Origin of the sequence: Acidaminococcus sp. AM05-11, from assembly GCF_003472805.1 — a bacterium.
Taxonomy (GTDB): Bacteria; Bacillota; Negativicutes; order Acidaminococcales; family Acidaminococcaceae; genus Acidaminococcus; species Acidaminococcus hominis.
Map to the genome: position 1 here is coordinate 1 of NZ_QRMX01000028.1, position 25,749 is coordinate 25,749.

Sequence of the window (25,749 nt, forward strand, 5' to 3'; positions counted from 1 at the left end):
TTTTAATAACTCACATACATATCATACGAGGGGAGAGGAAAGCATCACTACCTCTTTTAAAGGTAGTGATGCAGGAGAGTGGATACCCCGAGCCAGCACACTTCAGGTTCGCTGACCGCACCAACTGGTGGCTATGTTTTCAAAAATAGTCAGCGCTCCGTCGCTTTTTTGAAAATATACCCCAAAGAGAACGGAAAGGCAAACATTGCGAACAAGCACTCCAATTGCACCCATTTTAGTAACGCCCCACCCCACCCTCTCCCTTCAAAAAAAACGACTTGCGCCCTCTCCCGAGTTCGCAAGTCGTTTTCATATTCTTCTTTGTTTTTACTTCTTCTTTTCTTCCTTCGCCGCTTTTCCACCCTTACCATTCTTCCCTGCTTCAAGCGTTACTGGAGGTACCGGGGATTCTGCAGCGGCTTTCTTCTCTCCGCTTTCCTCCCCCAGCTTCCCAGCCCACTCAGGCCGTTCTTCCACCCGTGCGCGGAACAATCGTGCCAGTTCCCGCAGTTTGGCGTGGTTGGGGATGAGATACACATAGTCGCCGGCTAGTAACCGTGTATCTCTCTGGGGAATCAGGTCCTGGTCGCCCCGGCGGACGCTGACTACCAGCGCTCTGCCCGGGAAGCGGATTTCTGCCAGGGTCTTGCCCTCCACCGGGGACCCGCCTTCTACCGCTTCTTCCAGCAGGTTCTGCTGGGCGGGGGCCACCAGGTTGTTCTTGTTCCGCTCGTGCTTGTCGATGATTTTCTCCAGCATGGCGTCAAAGATCGGGGTGTCGTGGCAGAGTTCGCCGGCTGCATAGGCAAACAGGGACACGATGCCCAGGGGCACCAGGTGATAGAACCGTCCTGTCAGTTCCAACAGCAGCAAAATGGCGGTAACGGGGGCCCGGACGCAGCCGGTAAAGAACCCGGCCATGGCAAAGACCACCATGTGGAGCCGGTATTCGGGAGGCAGCCAGCCCATTTCCATGGCTACGTTGCCGTAGATGGCGCCGCAGACAGCGCCCAGTACCAGCATGGGCTGGAGGCTGCCGCCAGGGGCTCCGGACCCGGTGCTGAACAGGGTGAACACAAACTTGCCCACCAGCAGCACCAGGAGAATGGCCAACGTCCCCTTCAGCTCCACCATATCCTCGATGATATTATCCCCGGCACCCAGCACTTCAGGCAGGAGATAGGTCAGGGGAATGGTTAAGAGAAGCGGGAACGCCAGCTTCATCCAATGGTAGCGGAAAATGGGCAGGCCGTAAAAGCGCCCCATGTTCATGCTGCCCTTGTTGAAAGCCACCCCCATAAGCCCGGTAAAGAGCCCCAGCCCGATCAGGAGCGGCAGGTATTCCACCGGCATAATGGGCATCTTGGGAATCAGGAACACCGTTTCCCAGCCAAACACCGAATGCACCAGCACCGTGGCCACAATACAGGCCATCAGGGTGGGTACCATGACCATAGCGGACATATTCTTGTGGATGGTTTCCATGGTGAACATGACCCCCGCCATAGGGGCGTTAAAGGCCGCAGCCAGCCCTGCCCCGGCACCGCTGCTGATCAGCGCCCGCTCCTCCAGATTGGTGTTATTGAGGAGGCGGCTAATGCCCTGGCCGGACATGGCCCCAATCTGTACCGAAGGCCCTTCCCGGCCCATGGACAGCCCGGCACCAATACCCAGGGACGTATCCACCAGTTTGACAAAGATGACCCGGGCCCAGTGGGGACTTTTGGTCAGTCCCAGCACAATGCCCCGGACCTGGGGAATGCCGCTGCCGCCTGCCATAGGCGCCCAGCGGACCAGGCCGCCCATGATGATGGCCAGCACCACCAGGGCCCCTACCCATAATAAGACGTACGCGGGAGGCACGTTCTGCAGAAATTCCACCATGGAATCCCGCCGTTCAGCCACAAAACCCAGCCCCAAACGCAGGAGAGTGATCAATAAGCCGGCCGCCACTCCCACCAAAATGCCCTCGAAGGCCAGACGCAGCTTCAGACCGGGTATGTGCAGCATACCCTGCAGCGTCTTTTCCCGCTCGCTTTTATTCACTCGTACTTCTTCAGATCGTCGAACAGGCCGGTGAAGTCCAACGTAGCAAAGTAATCTTGAGGAGTCTCGGCACGGCGCATCATTTCAATGCTGCCGTCTTCCTTCAGCAGGAATTCCGCACACCACAGCTTGCCGTTGTAGTTGTAACCCATGGCGGAACCGTGGGCCCCGGCATCGTGGATGAACAGATAGTCGCCCTTTTCCAGTTTGGGCAGCGGACGGTCCACCGCGAACTTGTCGTTGTTTTCGCACAGACCGCCGGTCACATCGTATACCGTATCGCAGGGTGCGTCTTCCTTGCCCAGCACCGTAATGTGATGGTAAGCCCCGTACATGGCAGGCCGCATCAGGTTGGCTGCGCAGGCATCCACCCCGGCGTATTCCTTATAGATATGTTTGAAATGCAGCACCTTGGTGATCAAAGCGCCGTAAGGACCCGTCACAAAACGGCCCATTTCGGTGAACAGGGCCACATTGCCCATGCCAGCCGGAACCAGCACCTCGTTGTACACCTTCTCCACCCCGGCACCAATGGCCAGAATGTCGTTGGGTTCCTGTTCCGGACGGTAAGGAATGCCCACGCCGCCGGACAGATTGATGAATTCCACGGCCACGCCGGTTTCTTCCTTCAGGTCCACAGCCAGCTGGAACAACTGCCGGGCCAGTTCCGGATAGTAGTCGTTGGTCACCGTGTTGCTGGCCAGGAACGCATGGATACCGAAATGCTTGGCACCCTTTTCCTTCAGGATCTTGAAAGCGTCCCGAATCTGTTCCCGGGTCATACCATATTTGGCGTCCCCAGGATTGTCCATGATCCCGTTGCCCAGGCTGAACACCCCGCCCGGGTTAAACCGGCAGCAGATGGTTTCCGGAATGCTGCCAGCCACCTGTTCCAGGAAGTCAATCATGGTAAAGTCATCCAGGTTGATGATAACCCCCAGATCACTGGCCAATTTCATATCTTTTACTGGCGTATCGTTGGAAGAAAACATAATATCATGCTTCTTGAAACCACATACATCGGACATAATCAATTCCGTGTAGGAAGAACAATCCGTACCGCAGCCCTCTTCCTGGAGAATCTCCAGCAGCTTCGGCAGCGGTGTAGCCTTCACCGCAAAATATTCCTTGAAACCCTTGTTCCAGGCAAAAGCCTGACGAATCTTCCGAGCCGTCTCCCGGATACCCTTCTCATCATACAAATAAAACGGAGTGTCATAGGTCTTGGCAATCTCCAGGACCTTTTCTTTCGTTACAAAAGGAACTTTCTTCATTATACGAATATACCCCCCTCAGGTTTATATGTGTATTGTACACTGTATTTTATTTTACCATTATCGGGGGAGAGAATGAAAGAGTTTTTTTCAGAAGAGAATGTGTATTGGAGGAAATGAGACAGATCTTACACATTTTGTGAACGAGAAGGAGTTTTTCTAGGTGAAAGTACGTAAGTTAGGGCGAACAAGGGGGAATAGAGTATGGGAATAAGGAGGAAAACCTACACTTTTCTGCGAAAAGTGTAGAGGTGTTTTTAAGAATATATAGAGCCCGCCTAGGCGGGCTTGGAAACCCCTATCGGCACCTGTGGTGCCGCTTTCCCCAAATGGGGAAAGGCCTGTCCCCTTTTGGGGCTAGTGCGGACCGTTATGTAGTCCAACTACAGAAAAATTGCCTACGGCAATTTTTTGCTGTAGAAAACTCTGTACCGGATTTTTGGTCGACGTTCTCAACGGGTGTAGTGCTGGCCTAGGCAACCTGATTTTGAACCCCATCCGCCTTCCTAGCGTCAGGCACCTTCCTCTTTACCAGTGCACGCCAAGCAGTGCACTGGTAAGTGGAAGGCATATGCGGCGCTAGCGCCGCGAAAAAGCGGTAATTAAACTTCTATCGGCACCTACCGGTGCCACTTCCTACAGCGGTTCGCCGTATTCCATTCGCCATCGCCTTGCAGGCTTGGCTCCTGGACGGCTGTCGCATGGGCCTTATTGACCAAACATCCTTTGGATGCCTGTGGGGATGTTTGGATGCGGCCGCAACGCTTACAGGAAGCGTTCTATGCCGCTGCTGTTCAAGTTCTAGATGTGGTTAGATGTAGAATTTTTTTACCTATCATAATTCTTTTCTCAAAACCCGTTTAGCACATGACTCGTATGGGCCTAAGGCCGGCCCCTTCAAGCGTGAAGGGGCTGTCAGCCCAGAGGGATGACTGAGGAAGTTCACCCATATTTTGCGGCCGCCGGCCGCTTGCCTTCTCCGCCCAACAGTGGTCCAAGGCGGGGAAGGTGCCGGCAACTCGCCGGCGGATGGGGTCTTGTACGACCAAGGTTCTTGCACTAGAGTATTGTAAGAAACGGGAACGTCACCTCAAGTTATCTGCCTCGTTGCGGCATTTTCCAAGCCCCCTTGGAAGATGCCCTGTGATGAGCGCAGCGAAGCACCAACGAGGAAGTCGCCACCGTGCGTTCCTCGCAAGTGTAGTGGGTCGTCCACAATTCCTTGGAACGCACGGTGGCGGAAGGTCCCCTCGCCCCCGCTACCCCGGAGGGGTGCATACACACGTACCAAACTTGCGCAATGTAACTGCCACTCCGCAGTGTCCTGGAGTCTTCATCGTCGTCCTGATAGGCCCTTGCGGGTCCCGCTTTTGGTAAGGTGTCGGCACTTCAGAGGCCCATGCCCAATGTAAGGACACGATAGAGGGGCAGCGCAAACGCACTAGGGTAGCTGCAACAAATTTGCCAGTACTAGCCTGATTACAGCTTGTGGTACACCGTTTCTGCGGGGTGTGTTTTCAAAAACAGTCAGCGCTCCGTCGCGTTTTTGAAAATATACCTTAAAGAGAACGGAAAGGCCAACATTGCGAACACCATCCCAGTCCCCGAATGGGCCTGCACCCATTTAAGTAGCGCCCCGCACCAACCCAATTCAGAATGCCCGAAGGGCCCCTTCTTCTCATCAAAAAACCAGGCTTTCGTCCAATCCGAAAGCCTGGTTTTCCCATTTTACATCATATTCCCACTACACCCCGCGCATGGCCGGGTCCCAAATCACCTTATGCAGCTGTACCTGGACGCACACATTGGCCAACTTGTGCTCCCGGACGAACTCCACCAGTTCTTTAGGCTCTATCTCCCCATACACCGGGGACAGGTACACTTTGGCGGTAAAGGGGTACTGTTCCAGTACCTTGACCATATCCGCCAAGTCTTCCTGGCTGCCCACCACGAACTTCACCACGTCGTCTTCGTTCAGCTGGGACAGGTTGCCCATCAGCATCTTTTCCCGGGCGCCGGAGGACGGGGATTTCACGTCCATAGTATAAAACAGTCCGGCAGGCCGCTTCTGCAGCAGGGGCACGGAGCCATTGGTCTCGATATTCACCTCGTACCCTTCCTGGCTGAGGATGCCGCACAGCTCCTCCAGGGGCTGGAGCAAAGGCTCGCCGCCAGTAAGGGTCACTTTCTTCCAGGGGTAGCTGTGGATCCGGTCCAGCAGCTCCGCCAGGTTCAGCACCTCCGCCGCGTCCTTCACGTTCCAGGAGTAGGCCGTATCGCAGTAGCTGCAGCGCAGGTTGCAGCCGGCAAAGCGCACAAACACCGCCATATAGCCGGTGCGCTTCCCCTCCCCTTCCACGGAGTCAAAAATCTCTACCAGGGGAAACTCAGTCTTCATAAATCGCCACGTTCCCTTCCGATTCCTGGACGGAAACCCGGGTGCAGTAGGGAACCCGGTCGTGGATCCATTTGGCGATGTTTTCCGCCGTAGGGTTGATTTTCACCACATCGTTGATGAACGCATGGTCCAGGGCCATGACCACTTCCTTGATCTTGCCAAAATCCACCACCATGCCGTTTTCGTCCAGCTCTTCCCGCTGACAGGTCACATCAATGATCCAGTTGTGGCCGTGCAGGTGGGTGCATTTGCTGGTATAGTTCAGGTCCAGTCGGTGTGCGCCGCTGACTTCAATTCTTTTTGTTACTGTGTACATCATATTCCTCCAAAGCTGGGTCCGGGACCCCGTTGGCCGCAAAAGCCCTGGCCCGGTCGATACAGGTGCCGCAGGTGCCGCAGGGACGGTCGCCGCCCTCGTAGCAGCTCCAGGTGAGTTCATAGGGAGTCTTCAGTTCCAGGCCCCGTTTCACCACCCCGGCCTTATTCAGCCCCGCAAAGGGCGCTTCCAAATGACATTGGTTGTAGGTGCCGATGGAAATGGCCTTCCCCATGGCAGCCACAAACTCCTCGCTGCAGTCCGCATAGGCGTTCCCTGCTGCATCGTCCGCATGGGCCCCCAGGTAAATGGCCACGTCATCGTTTTCGTACAGGCTCATAGCCAGACTGGCCACCGCCGACAGCATCAGCCCATTCCGGAAAGGCACGTAGGTAGAAACCTTCCCCTCCCCGTTTTCCGCAATCTGCTGGTCGTAGCTCTTATGGACAATCTCCTCCGTGGAGCCCTGGAGCAGGGAGCAGTTGGAATACTGGAAAATCCCGGACAGATCCAGCTCATAATGGGGCAAACCATAGTACTCCGCCACCTTCCGGGCCGCTTCCAGTTCCTTTACGTGCTTCTGGCCGTAGAAAATGGAAACCGTGGACACGTTTTCCTTCCCGAACGTCTCCACCGCCACCGACACACAGGTGGTAGAATCCACCCCGCCGCTGGAAAGCACCAGTGCTTTCTTACTCATGGATGAAAGCCTCCATTCTCCGCTTGGCCATATCCTGGTAGTCCGGCTGGGCATACACCGCAAAGGGCAGAATGCTGATGCCGCCCCGGGGATTAAAGTACCCCGCCACCTCCAGATATTTGGGGTGCAGCAAGTTCACCAGGTCGTTTTTGATGATATTCACACAGTCCTCGTGAAAATCCCCGTTGTTCCGGAAAGAGAACAGGTACAATTTGAGAGACTTGCTTTCCACCAACGCATGGTCCGGAATATAGCTGATCACAATCCGGCCAAAATCCGGCTGCCCCGTCTTCGGGCACAGACTGGTAAATTCAGGACAATTCAGTTTCACCATATAAGGCGCTTCCTCGTGCTTGTTGGGGAAGCATTCCAGTACGCCGGGATTGTAGGTGTTGGCATAAACAGTCTTGCCGCTGCCCAGTTCCGTAATCCCTGCCAATTCTTCTTTCGTTCTCATAATAACCTCCTAAAAACATTCCCCTTAGGGTTGTCAATATCCTATTATATAACATCTTGCCTCGAACGTCTAACCGTAAAAACAAACAAAAGCCCAGGGCAGCACGCCCTGGACTGGCAATCCACGCCCCTTGTGAAAAGGGGCGACATAACGGATAATAATTATCCGTTAGTTCAATAATAATTTCAACCCACGCTCCTTTTGATTGGAGCGACTGTAAAGCATCCTTACTTTTTCGCCAGCACATTCACCCAGCAAAATCCCTGCCGCTGCAGCAGGTCCCCGCTTTCCCACAGCTCCAGCAAGTTCAGCCCACTTCCCTGCACCAACTGCCGGATCTCCTGGGGGGAATAATTGGCAAAATACCGGCCTTCCCCGTCCATCCCTGTTACGATACCACATTTCAGGGAAAAATAAAATATACCTTCCGGCGCCAGACAGTCCCCCACCCTGCCCAGGAACTTCCGGCATTCCCCTTTCGTCAGGTGGAGCAGCACCGCATTGGCCCAAATGCCATCATACAGTTGCTCCCCCTGCCAGTCCTGGAGCCGTTGGCATACCACCCGGACCCCTGCGTGCTGCCCAGCCAGCCGGCACAGCACCTCCGAGGCCTCCAGCCCCTCAGCCGCAAAACCCCGTTGCCGGAAAACCGCCAGATCCCGGCCGCTGCCTGCCCCCAGGTCCATAATGCGCCCACCCGGCTGGACAAGCCCCAGGAACCGGTCCCGGTTGGCAGCCATATCTACCCCCACCGTCCGGGCATAGTAGCTTTCCCCCTGGGCATTGTAGTAAGCAATGGTCCTGTCGTTTTCCCAGCTCATCATTTCCCCCTGGCCCAGGCCGCTTCCACTTCACCCCAGCGCTGCTCCACTTCCAGCAGCAGCTGCTGCACATTCCCCTGCCGCACCAGCTGAAACAAAGCCTCCGTCAGCACAATACCCTTGCTGCTGCCCACAAACCGCTTTTCAAAAAACCGCACCGGCACCGCTTCCCCGTTTACAATGTGGAAAGCGTCAAGAACATTGTTGAACCCGTACTGCACCACCACCTGCAGCAGCGCCTCCTGGTTGATTTTGCCCGCATTGAACTCCTCACAGCTGCGAAACACCGTACTGGAACGACTGGTGAACTGCCGAGGCGCCCTGGCCGTGTGGATACACAAGTACCAGGCATAGGGCACCGCCAACTCTTCCAGCGAGACCCGTTTCTGCCCCCGCTGCGCCAGCTCCAGCAGACACCGCGCCAAAGCAAATTTGTAGGTAGCAGAATGCTGCCCGTAGAGAACAATAGCAGCCCAGCAGGCCTGCACCCGGGGGAACTGCTGCTGTAAAACCTTTAGCTCACTGGTCATCGTGACGCCTCCAAGGGAAAAAGCTAAAAAAATTGTCTTTGCTATAGGAAGCTCATATAGCAAAAATTTCCGTCCCCTTTCGGGGAATCATTTAGAAAATCCAGAATTACATCGTATGCCAATACGCAGTTGCTTTTAAGTTTCCGTCCCCTTTCGGGGAATCATTTAGAAAATAGACCGCCAGCGTGTCCCAAAAGCACAAGTGGGACAATGACGATTTCCGTCCCCTTTCGGGGAATCATTTAGAAAATCCGGGGCAAGCTATGTTATTGCCGCCCAAGGTATACCATTTCCGTCCCCTTTCGGGGAATCATTTAGAAAATGTTAAAACAGTATGGTTGTGCGGGCACACCTTCCGCTATGATTTCCGTCCCCTTTCGGGGAATCATTTAGAAAATTCATACAGAAGAGCAAAAGCGGTTATTCTCCGATGGTTTTCCGTCCCCTTTCGGGGAATCATTTAGAAAATTTCACAAAAGGGAGGAAAAAAAATCATGAAAAATCTGGTTTTCCGTCCCCTTTCGGGGGAATCATTTAGAAAATGTAATCCTTTGGCGCAGTCAACAGCCAGAGAGCCACCAAGTTTTCCGTCCCCTTTCGGGGAATCATTTAGAAAATTGACAAGAAAGAAAGTACCCTTGTGGCTGAAGGTCCTGGCATTTTCCGTCCCCTTTCGGGGAATCATTTAGAAAATTATGGTCAACATCAGCAGGTATCAAAAAAAAGTGTTGACAATAATTTTCCGTCCCCTTTCGGGGAATCATTTAGAAAATAAAGTGGACGACGAACGAATGGAAAAAGGAGTGAAAAAATTTTTCCGTCCCCTTTCGGGGAATCATTTAGAAAATTCAATTACATTTACCTCTTATCGATGTTGTAGGTCAGCTTTTCCGTCCCCTTTCGGGGAATCATTTAGAAAATGAAATAGCCTACACAGTCAAGACTACAGGCTGAAAAGTGTTTTCCGTCCCCTTTCGGGGAATCATTTAGAAAATCATGTTGTGAGGATCAACACCAAACTGTTGACCAACACCGATAGGTTTTCCGTCCCCTTTCGGGGAATCATTTAGAAAATCTCATGTCCCCGCTACACTGATATAGTAGCACAGGACATTGGTTTTCCGTCCCCTTTCGGGGAATCATTTAGAAAATTTTGTCCGTCTCTTGCGTACAACACTTGATAATTCCCAGTTTTCCGTCCCCTTTCGGGGAATCATTTAGAAAATAATGAACAGAAGTGGTTTTACCCATCGCCGCCCGGTGTAGGGTTTTCCGTCCCCTTTCGGGGAATCATTTAGAAAATGCAGGGCAGGGCAACGGTCAAATGATTGAGTCCCCATTGTTTTCCGTCCCCTTTCGGGGAATCATTTAGAAAATATAGATGGGCCTGTATAACATATCACCACCTATTACGTTTTCCGTCCCCTTTCGGGGAATCATTTAGAAAATCCTAGCCCCTGGAAGCCGCTTTCTGCCTGGCTGAAAACAGGGAAAAACGGCGCTGTTGGTAAAATTGGAGGAAATGGGTGCACATAGCAGCGGTAAAATACCTGCAAAGCCAGACCCCATGCGGTCCGGCGCTGTTTTACTATCAAGTGCAGAACAACTGCTTTTTAGTATAACAGGACTTACTGTCGTCCGTAAAGAGAATTTTGCTTATTCTCTTAGCTTACAAAATCACGCAGTCTTCTTCTTTCCGTTCGCCCAGTCCCCAGGTGTAGACATTCACAATAGAATCAAGAATATAGATACGCAAGGAATCTGTTGCAGGGTCGATTATACGATGGCTTTCATCAATTAATCGATCATACTTTTTGCGTCCTAAAAGTGCCTCAAAAGCAGATTTCTGCACTCTCACGCCGTACCGTTCCAGACACTTTACCATTTTATTCCGTTTCTTGTTATCTACGATGTCATAGATAATCAGGACGATACATTCTTTTTCTCTCATCAGAAAATCTCCAGGGGTTTATATAAGGCAAAATCTTCATTTTTAAGTGCTGCTGCATAAGCCCTGCACTGCTGGGCAATGGATTCCCGGTAACTATGAGCCCCTTCAATATATTGATTGTTCGAGCAAAGTTTTTTGTGATACGCCTGAAGGAAGATTTTTCGTCCTTCTGCATTCAAAAAACAACCCTCTTCTATCGTGTCAAAACAGTCCAGATTCACCATATGCTTTCTCACTAAACTCAGCACCAACGAATCCACCAAAGGAGCTCTCCATTCTTCAATCAAGTCGGAAACCAAGGCTGGATGGCCTTTAGCCAGGGCATGGCAGAAGCCTACATAGGGATGCAGACCTTGGCCTACAACTGAACTAAGAATCTCATTAAAGAGCATACTATAGCCCATGCTCAGCATAGAATTGAAAGGATCTCTTGGTGGATGTTTGGTACGCTTGGAAAACGCAAATTCCTCGGGAACAATCTGCCCCAACGCATCGAAATATACCCTACTGATGATTCCTTCATAACCCATCAGTTCTTGCACATTTTCGGTTCTGAAAATACGTCCCCGCAGCGTAACGATATTATGAATCTGCGATTCCAATAATCCTTCAGCTACATTTCGCTGATATCGACGCAATATCGTTAACTGGTTATGTGTCTTGGCAGCTATGACTTTTTTAGCCAGCTCAAAATAGAAACTTCCATTTAACAATAGTTCAAACTGTTTCTGCTGCTTAAAAATATCCACCTGCTGGGTATTCACCAATGTACCAAAATATTGTCCTTTTCCAGAAAGCCAGGTAATAGGAATTCCGCGCTGAATTAAATCAGTGAGTAAATTGGAGGAAATTTGGACATGATCTACCACAGTAACATCTTCCACCTTTTCCAAGGGAACTTCCATCAAGACTTCGTTATTCCGCCCAATGCTTACATGGCCGCCTATGCGCCGAATAAAAGCGCCGCCTTCAGTTACATACAGAGACGTCATCCCGTTGCCTCCTCTAAAAAATGATTATACCTGAGCTTTCAGCAGTTCTTCCAGTTTTTGGTTCAGCTGATCATACACCATTTCTTTAGGCACCCGGTAATGATCCCCCAGAACAAAATAAAAAACCGCCTGAATGTCCTGATAGATTTCCTGCATGGATTTTCCCACTGCAGCTTTCACATCAGCATCGGTCAGTGGCTGAATCTGATGGGCTTGTTTATTGCGGATTTTGCTTTCTACGTTCCGCAAGGTCTGCAACGTTTTCTTGATAGCCTCCGGTACTTCCTCTCGGGTCTGCAGGAACAGTTCCAGATAATAATAGGACAAATTCTGCCCATCCCGCAGGGGATAAGGTAAGGTATCCTTAAGCTTCTGGTAATATTCCGGAAAATTCTCTTTGATTTCAGAAAGCTGCATTTTATCGTAGTTTTTCTTGCCGGTGAATTTTTCCAATGGAATCTGGAGCTTTTTGGTAATATAAAAACAGAGCAGTTCATAGAGAAATGGGCTCAGCTTGACAAAGAAGTCCTGCTTATAGTCCTGTTTCAGGCGAATTTCCATGACCCACAGGTATTCCCGCAGCTTAATGGCAGCTTTGTCCCGTACCTGGGGAAAGAGAAATTCCTCATAGGCAGGATACTGACTCAAGGTTTTCTCTGCTGCCTCGTAATCCAGGTTGGAGCGTTCATAGGCGTGCTGCACCAGGTCCAGTACTTCCTGGGACAGGATATCCCGGTTTTTATTAGCCAGTTCCACGGCATTCTTGTAGCTGTAGGCCTGGACCAGTTCCACCAGTTCCCGGGCCACCTGCCGGTATTTGATAAAGCGCAGTTTGGGTTCTGTACAGCGATTTTCACATTCTTCGGGGAGATTGTCCAAATTCCCTTCGATAATGTCTTCTACCGGAGTAGTATCCAACAAATGCTCAGTATTGCGGTTGGAGCCTTTTTGGGGAGAAGAAACCTGGATGGCCTTGGCCTTGTCATATTCAATGGCCAGAACAGCCAAAATCATCTTCATCTGGGGAGTACCGGAGCTGGTATTCAGCAGGATTTCTGCCTCCGGATAGGCATCCACCAGGCGGTAGAACTCATCGGTCATCCGGTACAAAGAATCCAGTTTGTGAACGTCCACAATATCGGTTTTGATCAGTTCAAGCTCACAATCCGGTTTTACCGCTAGGATAGGCTTGGTGTACCATTGGCGTGCTTCTTCCTTCTCGGTCATTTCCTTGCTCAGAAAGAGCACGGCCTTATCCGGCTGGTACCAGCGGACAATATGAAGGATGGCTCCATCCCGCAAATCCCGGATGGGGTCCGTATCTCCTACAGCTGAGTATAAAATTTTCATCGCCACAGCTCCATTTCTACCTGGGTGCCGCCCATGCCCAGGGCTGTTTTGATACCCACGCCGGAAAATTGGGCGTAGTCAGCCAGAAGGGCTGCAAGCCGGCGTAAGATGATATTATTTTTTAAAACTACGGTATAATTGCCCCGAAAGGCCTGGACCCGGGTGCCCTCCAGGGCAAAGGGGTGTAGCTTCAGGTCATAGCCGCCGACAAAGAGATTGTTTACCAGCTCCTGTACGGCATCCGGAGCATCGATGACTTCACTGTCACTAAAGTGGTTCCAGCGTTGGAGCAGGCTGTGAAACAGCAGTTCCAGCTCCGGATAAAGGGCATAGGTGCCATTGGTTTTAAAGGTGGTGGAGGTCAGAAAAGCAAAATGAAGTTTGCGGTAGTTTTTCCCCTCACCCAGAAAGGTATTGGCCAGGGTGTCATAATCTGTTTCTCTGCAGCATTGCCGCTGGGTGATCTCCACGGTTACGCCCTTTTGTTTCAGGCGGAAGGTCTCCGGCAAATTCCAGGCGAGTTCCAGCAGTCTCTGGGCCGCCTCCTGGTTCAGGCTGGAAAGCCGCCATTTCAGAGTGTGTTCCTGCCTGTCCACATAAAGGTATTGACTGTAGGGTCGCAGGTTCTCCAGGTGCAGTTGGGCTGCGTAGTCGGGGTCAATAATTTCCATCAGGACTCCCTGAAGCAGGCTGCCGGCAGATTGGGTCAGTTTGGTTTGTTCCTTGGGCTGAAGCGTCAATTCAATAGTGGTTAAGGGTTTGCTAAACACGGTAAATCCTCACTCCCCCCATAAGTTGTAATTCTTTCCCAAATTCAACACATTTTAACATATGTGGAGAGATTTGCTTGTCCATATTATGTTTATGATCTTCAAATTCATTATGCAAAATTGTCCGTATGACTGGAACCGCATCTTTTGGTGTATCTGCCAATGCCCAAAGCAAGCTTTTATGCAAAAAGCCAGTATTCCTTCCTAAATATGCATTTCCTTTCCGCATTTTAGTAAATAAATCATGTCTATTTGGAAACCCCTCCATTAAAACTTTATTTAGTGATTGGTAATATTCCTCCAGAATCTTCATCAAATCGTCTACTGACGAAATTCCAATATTAGCCAGCAATGGTTTTTCCAAAGTCAATGTAAATTGGAATTTTGTTCCTGGTCGGATTGTCTCAAAGTAGACGTTTATTTCATTAGGTTTATACGGCTTATCTTTTATATCTATTTTCTTTACAATAGCTGTAGGAACATTCCTGCGTTTCCCATTTGGCATACCATCAACAAGCATTGCATCTCCGCAACGCACTCCTCTTAAACAATCGTTGCTACAGGTATCATCCGTGAAATCTTTTTCTGTTTTTATTTTTAACAAATAGTTTTCCAGTTCATTGTCGAGCTCTTCTAATTTCGCTTTAATTTCGTCTATTTTTTTATTTTCTATAGAATGGATTTCCTTTACAACTTTATTCCAATATTCTTTTCTTAATTTTTCGTTATTCTTTTGCCGGATAAGATGAAATAAAATAGCGGTCCGCAGCATTCCCTTTATAGCACTTCCAGGAATATAAATATTGCCAGCAACAAGCCGCACAGTTGGTTGAATCTTTGCTCCAGAGTTATCCAATTGCAAATTTTTAAACACTTCAATTTCTGTTTTTACCGCTTTTCCTAATTTTTCTAAAGTTATAGCATTGGCCCCTAATCCGGATTTTGTCGTTAGCCATTGGTAAGGTGCTTTAGGGGAATTTTTCTCTAAATTTGTGATATAACGCGGCAAAACGCTATGACGGGAAAGATAATTAAACCACTCGTGTTGATTTAACATATAAACTTTTTTTCTATCTCTATCATATAAATAATCTAAGTATGACAGTGCGTTATTATTTCCCATACATATTGGGGTAATTACTTCTATGAGCATGGACTTCTGTTCTATAAAGTCATTTCTGCCGTTCTGCATCGTGCACCCCCACAAACATTCCTAAACCATTCCTATAAACAGGGTGAGCTAAGCCAGGAACCTGGAACTGAAGCATCCGGCCTGTCAGGGGCTGTGGAAAGCAAGAGCCTTCCACCAGCGTATAGTAGCTGTTCCGTTTTACAGCATTTGCCAACTGGGCAGAACTGACGAAGCCGCTGCGTTTCCGAAGCTTATACGTTCCTTCTGCCAATTGGGAAATAGCCTTTTTGTCAGGGACCAAAGCTGCAATGGTCATATAATAATCGGCTTGCTGCTCAATAAGCATATCTAACAATGCCTGAGTATCCTCAAAAAGACACGGATAGGCTGGGTCCATTTCTTCCTTATCAGCAGCCAATTCGAATTTGCCGCAGCCGCTGCTTCTCTCGCCGCCAATGCCGGAATAACCCAAAAGTTCCAGCAGCTGGTCAAATTGGTCTTCTAAGTTTTCCTGCCCTTCTCCAAAACCTGCAATAAAATACAGGCCGGCGCCTGGAGCAAAGGTATAGGAGCCGATAAAATAGGGCAGACCCGGTTCCAACCTGCGGTTCAATTTTGCCACTGTTTCAAACTGGCCAAAATTGGGTTGTTCCAGGATAGCAGTCTCCGTCTTTTCGCTGTCTTTCTTTTCCAACAGTGAAGCCCGTACGTACCGGACCTGCTTCAGGGCTTTTCTGCGGGTAGCTTCTGCCTTGGTGGCTTGATAGCTGTGGGTTTCCAGCTTTTTGTTTTCCAGCCGCAGAGGCCGGGGCAGATAGTATTCCCACTGGCCGATTTCCTTTTCCCGGTCGAAAAACGGAAACAGACTGGACAGAACCATTTTCCCCTGCTCCACGGCCGCAAGGAATGTCTGCAGCAATTCCGGGGCCTGGGCAGCTTCATTGCACAGGGCACTGAAAAAGCTATCGGAGGAAAAGGACAACTCCACATTTTCCAAAGTTCCCCCTTCCGCCGTATTGCCAAAGTGAACGGAGGTAAGAAAGTGTAATGAATATACATAATATTTCATAACTTATCCAATTTTCCTCCTCACTTGCTTTTTTTGAACCTGAGACTTGTAAAGCACTCATCCAAATCAGATTCTATAGAAGCTGTTTCTCCCAAGAATTTATAGCTATACGTAAGATCTGAAAATTCAACTCTCCCATATCCGCGTGATCCATGGCCGCCTAGATAGTCATATTCTAATAAGTCCAATCCTTCTTCTAAAGCTTGCAAATCTTGTTTAATATCTGTTATTCCATCATTTTGCTGATTTTCTTGTTTCTTTTGTTCTAATTCAATGTTATATACCAGTTTAAGCCGAAACTTCATTCCTGCAGGCACCCGCTCAATTTGACGTGGATTAGCAGCACCAGAAAGGCGATTAATGGTATTTTCAAATTTTATTTCGCCCATATACGTGTCCGTGTCCAAACTGGTAAAAAGTTCCTGGCTCTCTTCAGTGACAAATAAATCATAGAACTGCAGGCGAGCCGGCCGTACCTTATCCTTTCCTGCCATACCAAAAAGACGGGCAATGACTGCATCGTCCTGCTCCAAACTGTTCAAGATATAGCCTTTTGCCCGATTTTTGGCCAAAAGGATTCTCAGCTTGCCTTTCAGGGAACTACCGGGAATAATGGGCGCGTGGGTCAGGGGATCCCGGACAAAGGGGCTGTCCACGGCACCAATGGGGGCATAGTCCGAACCCACACCAATATGTAATCCAGTTTTGACTGTTAAAATTCCGGTAATCACAATTTTCCCTTTTAATACCGCCTGGTTTCCTTCCATCATAAAGCCTCCTCTAAGCTATTTTTAAATGTACCAGTTCTCAATCAGCGCCGCCATAATATTTGTGGAAGGCCACCAAAGCTTCAATGTATTTGCACAGTTCATCGAATTTTTTATAGTCCTTTCCCACACCATCGATTTTGGAGATTAACCCACTCTTTTGCACAAAATCGTTCACGAATTTATCCGAGCCTTGTTCCCTGCCGGCCTGATACAGCAGATTGGCTTTCAGCATCTTGACCTCCACCGCCACATCTGCTAACGGGTCACAATTTTTCTGGGCTCCTTTAGCAATCAATACTTTATTGCGAATAACATTTACAGAAGCCAGGAATTTACGGATTTGGGAGGTTTTCAGGCCTATGGTTCCCTTGTCATTTTTTTTCAAGTTCTTAATGACACTTTCCGCTTGATCAACGACATTGGTTGTTTCTTTTTCACTCATGGCATTTTTCTCCTCACTTAGATTCCCTGATTATCCCGCAGATAATAAATCGCCAGATGCAGGGCAGTCAGCAGTTCCTTCCGGTCTTTCTCTATTGTCACCCACTGATACAACTTCCGGCTGACTTCATTATAAAGCTCCATTTGTTGTTGGTACTTTGCTTGATTTCTTTGTTTATCTGGCTGCAGCCGCGCCAGCGTGTACAAAAAGCGGGCCAGATTGATTTTGTTTTCCCCAGTATCCAAGCCTTCCAATAAACCTTTAAGTTTATACAACATGGTTTTTCCAACAGGAAGCCCTTTGGTATTTTTCCCGGTTAAGTTGAAAGCTGTTTCTAGGAAGTTCAGCTTTTCTCCGCATACCCCTTGGGCAAACCTGCTCCACTCATGCAAATGCTGGCATTGCAGCTGATTTCCGTGATCGTTGGTGGCTACACCAAATAACGCCACTGCATCTTTTCCCGGCATCTTCTTGGCCATAGCCTCCAATTCTCCAGCAATAGCAGCCATGCTATGAATTGGATAGGACGGGGAGAAAAAGGCAATACCAGCAGAAAGGGTCAGTTTTCCCTGGGTAAAGACCCGGAAAGCTTCCCGGATTTCTGCGGCCAGTTCCAGCACTTCCCGCCAGGCGCCTACAATGAATACATCATCACCGCCGGAATAGATAACATGGACGGCCCGTGGCCCGGACTCTTTTTCCTGCCAGATGGAAAAGGGTTCCAGGGCAAAGCCGCCCTGCCCCGCCAATTCTCCCTGAGCCAGTTTATTCACGCCGGCCTTGAAAAACAGGGATAAATCCCTGGATAGATCCGCATAACGGGACAGGGTGGCATATCTAGTTTCATCACCTTTTTTATCACTGATATAGCCGCTGATAAAGGCTGCACCCAGGTTGTCCACATCCGCCCGCAGGACGGCAATCCGGTGAATGCCCTTGCCCTCGGCATCTGCACTGCAATCGGCCAGCTGGGAAAAGTCCAGCACCTGATGCTGGGGTCCCTGGCATACATAATCAGCCACCCAGAGCCGTTGCTTGACAAATTCGCCGGTAACGGCTTTATTTTTCCCATAGATTCTTAATGGCTTATGGGTCTTGGCAAAAGTTGTAAGAGCCTTTTCTGGCACCACATAGATTGCCGCTTTCCCTTCTTTGGCGTACATGGGAACGCCGTCAAAAGCGGTATCCACCATTCCTTGGGCAATGACAAAACAGGTATCTTGCCTGCCCACCAGTTGGCTGCCCAGTCGGAACAAACCTGCACACATTGGGCAGCCTTCCTGGCCGGAGCCTTCTTCCCCGTAGGATTCCAGCTCGGCAGTAGAAGTATGGCAGATGGTGCATTCCCGGGTGGCATCCTGCACTCTATTGAGCGGGCTGTTTTCGTCAAACAAGGCCTGCAGGGTTTCCGCATCATAGCGCTGGATCTTATTCTTGTTCACTGCACGGCTGGTCCGGGCAAATACATTGCGCTGGGTATCAGAGTGAAGCAGGTCTTCTGCGGAGCAGGGCGCCATCCCCATGGCCAAGTATAAACGCGTGCCCAGCTGCTCCAGCAGCCATTGGTTCACGTTTTTCTGGTGCGCTTTTACCCCAGCCCTGGCGGCCGGAGTGTTAGGCAGCAGGGCATAGAAATGACCGCCGCCGCTGTACAGCAGATTTACCCGGGAAAGGCCCAAGGAATCTAACAGCGTATCGATGACATTTTCCATGAGGATTTCTAGATAAAAGGACCGGCCGCGCAGGGATTTCAGGGCCCCTTTGGACGGAATGGTATAGATAAAATCCTGAATGCCGGACAGGTCCCCAGATACCAGCAGGAAGGCCTCTTCCTGACGGAACACTTTATTTTTCTCGAAGCAAAATTCCTTAAAGTTGGTTTTCCCGTTGGCAGCAAAATAAGCTGCCATACAGGCGGCAACCCCTGCGGTGACCTTGGAATGCATATAGAGGGAAATATCCTCCAACTCTGCCTCGTTGGTACTGGAGGGCGCATAGGCTGTCACATCTTCATAAATCCGCAGCAGTTCGTTGCAGGTCATATCATTGAGCTTTTTTTGCTGGAAATTTTGTTTCAGGACATTGACCAGATCCTGATACTTATCGCTGGAAGCCTGCAGTTCTTCTTTGACAGGATAATTAAACTTTTCTTCTTCATTAAGCCCCCGCAAATAGTATTTGGCAAAGGGCTTTTGGAGAGTACCGCCAAAAGCAGAGAAAACAGAATGGAGCGGCAAGGTTTTATCAAAGCCTGTGCCCTCCCCTTCTTCCAGTTCTCTCCGGTCCACCCCAGAAGCAATATTATCAGCTTCATACACAATATAGGCCAAATCATCATTTTTTAATTTGGCACGATTGAGTTCCCTGCCATGATGGTACCGGACGCAGTGCAGCAGCGCCTCCGTGTCTGCCGTGCCGGCCTCCAAGTAGGGCTTTAAAAACTCCGCCCCTCTTTGAGAATGCGTCCCTGTCAAGGCATTGGCACGATAGACCAATTTCCCCACATCATGCAGCAGAGCACCCTTAACCAGAGTGTCATACCCACCTTGTGACATATAACTCCTCCTCACCACTTGAGATATTCCAATCTTACGATTATTTAATTTCTTTTGCTTAGACCGAATCTTTGCCTATAAAAATAAATAATAAAACAGCCCTTGCCATTTACTGCCTTGCTGAGATTTCATTCCGCAGTTGCAGGCTTGTTTTAGGGAAAATCGATTTTGGCAATGGCCTAATACATATGGTTTTATTTTACCATAAGGATTGTACAAAAATCATCCTCGAGGCCATGGGGCCACGAGTGGTAACTATCTGATAGTTTTATTTTACCATAAGGATTGTGCAAAAATCATCCCATGATGGATTTTTTATTAAAGATTGTTTTTGGAAGTTCTAAATTCGAATGCTGGAAAACATAAAACAGCAGGCTGTACCATTGCTTATTGTTAAGAATGGTACAGCCTGCTGTTTTAATTTGGATATTAGATTGGTCCGTCCCCTTTCGGGGAATCATTTAGTAAATCTCAGCCTTTCAAGGAAGCCACCTATGTGGTGGTAGAGTTTCCGTCCCCTTACGGGGAATCATTTAGTAAATGGATAAATGGCCGCACTCAAGGCATTTCAAGGGCGGGTTTCCGTCCCCTTACGGGGAATCATTTAGTAAATCAACACGATAAATGTCGATAAGCTAGTAGACCATGTTTCCGTCCCCTTACGGGGAATCATTTAGTAAATCGGGGGTTGGAGACATACCGATAAGGAGCAACTGATGTTTCCGTCCCCTTACGGGGAATCATTTAGTAAATGAATTGGTGAATGCGTTGACGGTGGGTAATATCCACCATGTTTCCGTCCCCTTACGGGGAATCATTTAGTAAATAGATAGAGCGCCACCAAAAAAAAAAGTGTTGACAAACAAGTTTCCGTCCCCTTACGGGGAATCATTTAGTAAATTTTTTTTGGCTCAGGTCCGTGACCGCATGTCATCGCTACACTGGTTTCCGTCCCCTTACGGGGAATCATTTAGTAAATAGGGACTTTCTTACCCATTGTTTCCCTCTGGTATCTTCAAGGTTTCCGTCCCCTTACGGGGAATCATTTAGTAAATTGTTAAGAGTAATGTCCGAAATCTCAAATACGTGGATGCCATGTTTCCGTCCCCTTACGGGGAATCATTTAGTAAATGAATGGATGGAAAACACTGAAACACGCGGTATTCCAGCGGATGTTTCCGTCCCCTTACGGGGAATCATTTAGTAAATAGAACCACGGGTATGGACATCACGGTGGGTTACAAGATTGTTTCCGTCCCCTTACGGGGAATCATTTAGTAAATTGGAAGTAAAAAAAAATGAAAAGCAACGGAAAATGGTTGTGTTTCCGTCCCCTTACGGGGAATCATTTAGTAAATAAAAAAGCCGAATGAATTTTTTTGAGAAGGATCGTAAATGAGTTTCCGTCCCCTTACGGGGAATCATTTAGTAAATCACATCTTTATGGGTGCGTTGGGAAAGTCATTTTCCGGATGTTTCCGTCCCCTTACGGGGAATCATTTAGTAAATTTAAACGAGTACATGAATGAAGAACAAGAAGAAAAAGTTTCCGTCCCCTTACGGGGAATCATTTAGTAAATCTGGTTTTCTACTTTTTCCAGCTCATCTTCTGCCATGTAATCGTGTTTCCGTCCCCTTACGGGGAATCATTTAGTAAATTTTATGATTAAGTCAACACAAAAGCTTGATACACAATGTTTCCGTCCCCTTACGGGGAATCATTTAGTAAATAAAAACAAATTAAAGGTGTACGTAATGTTTGCAGTGAAACAGTTTCCGTCCCCTTACGGGGAATCATTTAGTAAATAAATTAGACGAAAAAAGAGCAAAGCTTCTTCGCGAAGTTTCCGTTTCCGTCCCCTTACGGGGAATCATTTAGTAAATCCTACCCCTCCAAGACCCGCTTTCTGCCTGGCTAAAAACAGGAAAAAACGGCGCTGTTGGAGAAATTGGGGAAAATGGGTGCACAGGGCAGCGTCAAAATACTTGTAAAGCCAGACCCCATGCGGCCCGGCGCTGTTTTGAGGTGATGAAATACAGTACTAGTATTAGTATAACGAAATAAAAGAGAGGATGCAAGCTATTGCAGGGGATAGGGAGGGAAAGGCCCGCTGGGGAGATTGCCCCTATTGGCACCTACGGTGCCACTTTCAGCGGTTCGCCGTGCTCCGTTCCCCTTCACCCTGCGGGTTCGGCTCACGGACGGCTATCGCAGGGGTCGTATATTCCATTTCTCTACGGCCAAGGCCGTGAGAAATGGATACGACTCCCCCCCGAGTGGGAAAGGTCTGTCCCCTTTTGAGGCTAGTGCGGACCGTTATGTAGCTCAACTACAGAAAAATTGCCCAAGGGCAATTTTTTGCTGCAGAAAACTCTGTACCGGATTTTTTGGTCGATGTTCTCAACGGGTGTAGTGCGGGCCTAGGACCTCCTTTTTTGATATTAGTGCGGTCTGCGGGGGCTAGTACTCGTGCCGGGGTTTGAGAAGGAACCACGGAAAAGTCAGCGGAGCTGACTTTTAGCTGCAGAAAACTCTGTACCGGATTTTTGGTCGACGTTCTCAACGGGTGTAGTGCAGATATCCTACTTTTGAACCCCATCCGCCGGTGATTCCACCGTCACCTTCCCCTTCTCCTGTTCGCATAGCGAACAGGTAAGGAGAAGGCAAACGCGGCGCTAGCGCCGCGAAAACCGAATTGAACTTCTATCGGCGCCTTGCGGCGCCACTTCCTTCACGTTTGAAGGAAGCTTCCATAGCAATTACTGGTCATTTTTATATCAGCACTTTAGATTTTACTCGACCAGTGGTGGACTGGAAGCCTACCACAAGCGTGTGGTAGGTGTCAGCCGCTAGGCTGACGGAGGAAGTTCATCCCATCATTTGCGGCCTCCGGCCGCATGCCTTCTCCACCCCACAATGTTCCAAGGTGGGGAAGGTGCCGGCAACTTGCCGGCGGTTGGGGCAAGCACTACCAGACTTCCAGTACTAGACTTTCGCAAGCAAAGGAAACGTTACCAAATCAGACCGTCTGCCTCGTTGCTGGTTTCAGCCATTTTTATGGATGAAACCTCGTGATTGCGCAGTAAGCACCAACGAGGAAGTCGTCACGCTGCGTTCCTGGCAAGTGTGGTGGGTCGGCTGGGGTCCATTGGAACGCGGGGTGGCGAAAGGTCCCCTCTCCCCCGCTGCCCCGGAGGGGTGAGTACACACTACCCTAGCTTGAGCAATGTAACTGCCACTCCGCAGTGTCCTGGAGTCTTCATCGTCGTCCTGATAGGCCCTTGCGGGTCCCGCTTTTGGGAGTCTCATCCGTCCGTCAAGGCTACTAGCCGCAGAAGGACGGCTAATGAGACCCCTGCGATAGCAGCCCAGGAATCAAGCCCTGTGGGCGATGATGACTGGCAAGCTGCGAACCGCTATAAGGTGTCGGTGCTTAGGTGGGAGTCGTATCCACCGTTCAAGGCTTTAGCCGCAGAAAGGTGGAATATACGACCCCTGTGATAGCGGCCTGCAAAGCAAGTCCGTAGGACGCAGCTGAGCAGCGAGCCGCGAACCACTCCCCATGCCCAAAGTAAGGACACGATAGAGTGGCAGGGCAAACGCACCCAAAGTCCCTCCAGCCAAGCTTGACCCACGGGGCTGATTACAGCTTGTGGTACACCGTTTCTGCGGGGTATGTTTTCAAAAATAGTCAGCGCTCCGTCGCTTTTTTGAAAATATACCCCAAAGAGAACGGAAAGGCAAACATTGCGAACAAAAATCCAAGCTTCCCGAATGGGCCTGCACCCATATTAGCAGCGCCCCGCACCAACCCAATCCAAATCGCCTGAAGGGCAATTTCCACAGTGGGCCGAAAGTCCAACATTGCAATCAAAAATCCCGGTGCCTAGAAGGCAATTAAAATCTCAAAGATAGAAAAATCCATAGACGACACTGTTTGCACAGTATCGTCTATGGATTTCATTTTACATTCAAATCTCCGGTTTTTTCCCATTCAGCAAATCTTCCAGCAGCTGATTCAGTCCTTCCTCGCCCAAATCCATAAACTGGTCCAGTTCTTCGGGGCTCATGGGGTCATAGGGGTCCATGGTGGGATCCAGGGCTCTGGCCAGGTCCATGGCTTCATTGACGTACTCTTGGCCCAGGTCTCTTTCTTCTTCGGTTTTGCCGTTTTCCTGGAGGTAGGTGCCGTAGGCCATCAGGGCTTCGTCATGATACCAATCGGCGGCTTGTTTCAACAAGGGCAGGGCTTTGGGGATATCCAAAGCTACCAGGTCGCTGCTGTAGGCGCTGGGGTCGCCCAGGTAGGCGCTGCCCAGGTCATAGCAGGCGTTGGGGAAGCCGGCGGCGGCGGCTTTTTTCATCCATTTCAGGCCCTGGTTTTGTTTGGTGCGGGATTTTTCCAGCAGCAGTTCTAGGGCCAGCAGGTACATGGCGTTGGGTTCGCCCCACTGGGCGGCTTGTTCCAAGTACTTATGGGCGGCTTTCTGGGCTTTTTTGTCGCGGCCGCTGTAGTCTGGTCTGTTCTGGCTTTCGATATACAGCAGCAGCTGGGCGGGGCCGTAGCCGGCGTCGGCGGCTTTTTGCCAGTAATATTCGGGTTCGTCCAGGCCCAGTGCGGTATAGCCTTCTTCGGCAATTTTGCCCAGCAGGTACCAGGCTCTGGGGCTGTTCTGTTTCTGCAGCTTCTCAACGCCTTCCGGGCTCTCCAAGGGCAGGATGTCTTCCTGCCGGGTCATCATGAAGGCGTCCTCAAGGTAGAGGCTGGCTTCGTCATAGCCTGCAAGGATGGCTTCTTTGGCCCAGTACAGGTATTTGCCTACATTCCGCTCCACGCCCCGGCCAAAGCGGTAGCAGTCGCAGAGCTCCAGCATGGCCAGGGAAAGGCCGCGGCCAGCGGCATATTCCAGATGGTGCAGGGCGGTGGCAAAGTCGGGTTTTGGCTGGTAAATCAGCAGGGTGCCCAGGGAATAGTGGCACAGCAGGGAGCCGGCGGTACAGCCTTGTTCGTACAGGCTCTTGGCTTCCAGCCAGTCCACAGGGGTTTCCCTGCCGCCAAAGCGGTAGGCATCTCCCTGGAGGGCCCAGCCTTCCGGGTTGCCGGCTTCTGCGGCTTTTTGGCCCCAGTACAGGGCTTTGTCCACGTCCTGTTCCCCGTAGAGTCCGTGGAGGTACCGGTCGCCCAGCATCCACATGCCGATGGCATTGCCCTTCCCGGCGGCTTCCCGGAGGTATTCGTCAGCTTTCTTCTGGTTCTGGGGTACGCCGTCGCCTTCTTCGTACAGGTGGCTGAGGAGCACCATAGCCTCGGTATTCCCCAGTTTGGCGGCTTTCCGGTAGGTGGCCGCAGCCTTTTTGGTCTCGTCCTCCATTTCCTGGAGCTTGCCCAGCACCAACAGGGCCTCCGGACTGTTTTGTTTGGCCCCCTGCCGGGCATAGCCTTCCGCCAGCTCCAGGTTATCCCCGGCACCGAGACCGTAATATTGCGCCAGAAGCACCAGGGACTCCACGTCCCCCGCTTCGGCCTTCTCCCTCAGCTTACCCAGCTGCAAGGAGGTCAATTTTTTGCCAGCTTGGATTTTTTCGGATGTTGTCATAGGTATACTCCTGTGGGTTAGAAAGAAAGTGTTCGTAAGTTAAGTGTAACGAGGAAATTGGGTTACGTCAACAAGGGGAGGTGCGGTCAGCGAACTTCCTAGTGCTGGTGCCGGGAATCCACTCTCCTTTTTTGATATTAGTGCGGTCTGCGGGGGCTAGTACTCGTGCCGGGGTTTGAGAAGCAACTAGGTCAAAGTTTCGAACGTAAAGCAAATTTTAGCTGCAGAAAACTCTGTACCGGATTTTTGGTCGTGCGGTCAGCGAAGGTTTGGCGTAGGTCGGCACTCCGGGCGGCCTGGGTTTGAACTCCATCCGCCTTCCTAGCGTCAGGCACCTTCCTCTTTACAAATCATTTGGCTGTTAAGCGATTGGTTAAACATAAAAAGGGGTTGATGAGGAATTACAGACAATCGATGAGGAGAATAAGGAAATGGCCTACACTTTTCTGCGAAAAGTGTAGAGGTGTTTTTCAGAATATATAGGCCCTCCGGGCAACTTGGTTTTGAACTCCATCCGCCTTCCTAACGTTGGTGTGCTCCCCGTCAAGTAGACAGTTCCTAATAATATAAACCTCTAC

The 25,749-nt window shown here is 49.9% G+C and carries 18 protein-coding genes and 2 CRISPR repeat arrays; all 18 genes read right to left on the minus strand.

Translation table 11 applies throughout. From position 1 onward, the window contains the following. Positions 1-327 precede the first annotated feature (327 nt). Entirely contained in the window at positions 328-2,010 is a 1,683-nt protein-coding gene (locus DW089_RS09510) for a ClC family H(+)/Cl(-) exchange transporter (RefSeq protein ID WP_233547590.1), read from the minus strand. Between the two features lie 32 nt (positions 2,011-2,042). Continuing rightward, the gene (locus DW089_RS09515; RefSeq protein ID WP_118287189.1) at positions 2,043-3,320 is read right to left on the minus strand and encodes a diaminopimelate decarboxylase; all 1,278 of its coding nucleotides are present in this window, start codon (positions 3,318-3,320) and stop codon (positions 2,043-2,045) included. 1,744 nt (positions 3,321-5,064) lie between these two features. Next, positions 5,065-5,718, minus strand: a complete 654-nt coding sequence (gene queE, locus DW089_RS09520) for a putative 7-carboxy-7-deazaguanine synthase QueE (protein WP_118287190.1) — start codon at positions 5,716-5,718, stop codon at positions 5,065-5,067. Continuing rightward, positions 5,708-6,034 carry a 6-carboxytetrahydropterin synthase QueD gene (gene queD / locus DW089_RS09525; RefSeq protein WP_105325921.1) on the minus strand — a complete coding sequence of 109 codons (327 nt, stop codon included), beginning with the start codon at positions 6,032-6,034 and terminating at the stop codon, positions 5,708-5,710. Before queD ends, queE begins: the two co-directional genes overlap by 11 nt. After that, positions 6,009-6,734, minus strand: coding sequence for a 7-cyano-7-deazaguanine synthase QueC (gene queC / locus DW089_RS09530; protein WP_105325922.1), 726 nt, complete (start codon positions 6,732-6,734; stop codon positions 6,009-6,011). Before queC ends, queD begins: the two co-directional genes overlap by 26 nt. Continuing rightward, positions 6,727-7,191, minus strand: coding sequence for a preQ(1) synthase (queF, locus tag DW089_RS09535; RefSeq protein ID WP_105325923.1), 465 nt, complete (start codon positions 7,189-7,191; stop codon positions 6,727-6,729). Before queF ends, queC begins: the two co-directional genes overlap by 8 nt. Before the next feature lie 227 nt (positions 7,192-7,418). Next, positions 7,419-8,015 (minus strand): bifunctional 2-polyprenyl-6-hydroxyphenol methylase/3-demethylubiquinol 3-O-methyltransferase UbiG, encoded by a 597-nt coding sequence (locus tag DW089_RS09540; protein ID WP_105325924.1) that lies wholly within the window; start codon positions 8,013-8,015, stop codon positions 7,419-7,421. Then, positions 8,012-8,542 carry a hypothetical protein gene (locus tag DW089_RS09545; RefSeq protein ID WP_105325925.1) on the minus strand — a complete coding sequence of 177 codons (531 nt, stop codon included), beginning with the start codon at positions 8,540-8,542 and terminating at the stop codon, positions 8,012-8,014. The genes DW089_RS09540 and DW089_RS09545 overlap by 4 nt, the downstream gene beginning before the upstream one ends. Positions 8,543-8,608: 66 nt before the next feature. Next, a CRISPR array of direct repeats spans positions 8,609-9,991; the repeat unit is 34 nt; unit sequence TTTCCGTCCCCTTTCGGGGAATCATTTAGAAAAT. Between the two features lie 220 nt (positions 9,992-10,211). Continuing rightward, positions 10,212-10,493: a CRISPR-associated endonuclease Cas2 gene (gene cas2 / locus DW089_RS09550; protein ID WP_105325926.1), complete on the minus strand. Its 282-nt coding sequence runs from the start codon at positions 10,491-10,493 to the stop codon at positions 10,212-10,214. Continuing rightward, complete coding sequence (gene cas1, locus DW089_RS09555) at positions 10,493-11,485, minus strand: CRISPR-associated endonuclease Cas1 (RefSeq protein WP_105325927.1); 993 nt, start codon at positions 11,483-11,485, stop codon at positions 10,493-10,495. Before cas1 ends, cas2 begins: the two co-directional genes overlap by 1 nt. Before the next feature lie 24 nt (positions 11,486-11,509). Beyond that, on the minus strand, positions 11,510-12,835 hold the full coding sequence (locus DW089_RS09560) for a hypothetical protein (protein ID WP_105325928.1): 1,326 nt from the start codon (positions 12,833-12,835) through the stop codon (positions 11,510-11,512). Beyond that, complete coding sequence (gene cas6 / locus DW089_RS09565; protein WP_105325929.1) at positions 12,832-13,605, minus strand: CRISPR system precrRNA processing endoribonuclease RAMP protein Cas6; 774 nt, start codon at positions 13,603-13,605, stop codon at positions 12,832-12,834. The genes DW089_RS09560 and cas6 overlap by 4 nt, the downstream gene beginning before the upstream one ends. Further along, positions 13,598-14,797 (minus strand): type III-A CRISPR-associated RAMP protein Csm5, encoded by a 1,200-nt coding sequence (gene csm5, locus DW089_RS09570; RefSeq protein ID WP_118287191.1) that lies wholly within the window; start codon positions 14,795-14,797, stop codon positions 13,598-13,600. Before csm5 ends, cas6 begins: the two co-directional genes overlap by 8 nt. Further along, entirely contained in the window at positions 14,778-15,806 is a 1,029-nt protein-coding gene (csm4, locus tag DW089_RS09575; RefSeq protein ID WP_118287192.1) for a type III-A CRISPR-associated RAMP protein Csm4, read from the minus strand. The genes csm5 and csm4 overlap by 20 nt, the downstream gene beginning before the upstream one ends. 20 nt (positions 15,807-15,826) lie before the next feature. Beyond that, entirely contained in the window at positions 15,827-16,573 is a 747-nt protein-coding gene (gene csm3 / locus DW089_RS09580) for a type III-A CRISPR-associated RAMP protein Csm3 (RefSeq protein WP_118287193.1), read from the minus strand. Positions 16,574-16,613: 40 nt separating this feature from the next. Beyond that, positions 16,614-17,018 carry a type III-A CRISPR-associated protein Csm2 gene (csm2, locus tag DW089_RS09585; RefSeq protein ID WP_118287194.1) on the minus strand — a complete coding sequence of 135 codons (405 nt, stop codon included), beginning with the start codon at positions 17,016-17,018 and terminating at the stop codon, positions 16,614-16,616. Between the two features lie 17 nt (positions 17,019-17,035). Then, positions 17,036-19,573, minus strand: coding sequence for a type III-A CRISPR-associated protein Cas10/Csm1 (gene cas10, locus DW089_RS09590; RefSeq protein WP_118287195.1), 2,538 nt, complete (start codon positions 19,571-19,573; stop codon positions 17,036-17,038). A gap of 435 nt (positions 19,574-20,008) precedes the next feature. Then, positions 20,009-21,457: a CRISPR direct-repeat array (repeat unit 35 nt; unit sequence GTTTCCGTCCCCTTACGGGGAATCATTTAGTAAAT). Between the two features lie 2,088 nt (positions 21,458-23,545). Beyond that, entirely contained in the window at positions 23,546-25,171 is a 1,626-nt protein-coding gene (locus DW089_RS09595) for a tetratricopeptide repeat protein (protein ID WP_118287196.1), read from the minus strand. Between the last annotated feature and the right edge of the window lie 578 nt (positions 25,172-25,749).

What these genes read in the sequence shown, in the direction of transcription:
- csm4 (WP_118287192.1), bottom strand. Translation starts at nt 15,806, where the DNA reads ATGAAATATTATGTATATTCATTACACTTTCTTACCTCCGTTCACTTT.
- DW089_RS09515 (WP_118287189.1), bottom strand. Translation starts at nt 3,320, where the DNA reads ATGAAGAAAGTTCCTTTTGTAACGAAAGAAAAGGTCCTGGAGATTGCC.
- cas10 (WP_118287195.1), bottom strand. Translation starts at nt 19,573, where the DNA reads ATGTCACAAGGTGGGTATGACACTCTGGTTAAGGGTGCTCTGCTGCAT.
- cas2 (WP_105325926.1), bottom strand. Translation starts at nt 10,493, where the DNA reads ATGAGAGAAAAAGAATGTATCGTCCTGATTATCTATGACATCGTAGAT.
- queE (WP_118287190.1), bottom strand. Translation starts at nt 5,718, where the DNA reads ATGAAGACTGAGTTTCCCCTGGTAGAGATTTTTGACTCCGTGGAAGGG.
- csm2 (WP_118287194.1), bottom strand. Translation starts at nt 17,018, where the DNA reads ATGAGTGAAAAAGAAACAACCAATGTCGTTGATCAAGCGGAAAGTGTC.
- csm3 (WP_118287193.1), bottom strand. Translation starts at nt 16,573, where the DNA reads ATGGAAGGAAACCAGGCGGTATTAAAAGGGAAAATTGTGATTACCGGA.
- DW089_RS09510 (WP_233547590.1), bottom strand. Translation starts at nt 2,010, where the DNA reads ATGCTGCACATACCCGGTCTGAAGCTGCGTCTGGCCTTCGAGGGCATT.
- queF (WP_105325923.1), bottom strand. Translation starts at nt 7,191, where the DNA reads ATGAGAACGAAAGAAGAATTGGCAGGGATTACGGAACTGGGCAGCGGC.
- DW089_RS09560 (WP_105325928.1), bottom strand. Translation starts at nt 12,835, where the DNA reads ATGAAAATTTTATACTCAGCTGTAGGAGATACGGACCCCATCCGGGAT.
- DW089_RS09545 (WP_105325925.1), bottom strand. Translation starts at nt 8,542, where the DNA reads ATGACCAGTGAGCTAAAGGTTTTACAGCAGCAGTTCCCCCGGGTGCAG.
- queC (WP_105325922.1), bottom strand. Translation starts at nt 6,734, where the DNA reads ATGAGTAAGAAAGCACTGGTGCTTTCCAGCGGCGGGGTGGATTCTACC.
- csm5 (WP_118287191.1), bottom strand. Translation starts at nt 14,797, where the DNA reads ATGCAGAACGGCAGAAATGACTTTATAGAACAGAAGTCCATGCTCATA.
- queD (WP_105325921.1), bottom strand. Translation starts at nt 6,034, where the DNA reads ATGTACACAGTAACAAAAAGAATTGAAGTCAGCGGCGCACACCGACTG.
- cas1 (WP_105325927.1), bottom strand. Translation starts at nt 11,485, where the DNA reads ATGACGTCTCTGTATGTAACTGAAGGCGGCGCTTTTATTCGGCGCATA.
- DW089_RS09540 (WP_105325924.1), bottom strand. Translation starts at nt 8,015, where the DNA reads ATGATGAGCTGGGAAAACGACAGGACCATTGCTTACTACAATGCCCAG.
- DW089_RS09595 (WP_118287196.1), bottom strand. Translation starts at nt 25,171, where the DNA reads ATGACAACATCCGAAAAAATCCAAGCTGGCAAAAAATTGACCTCCTTG.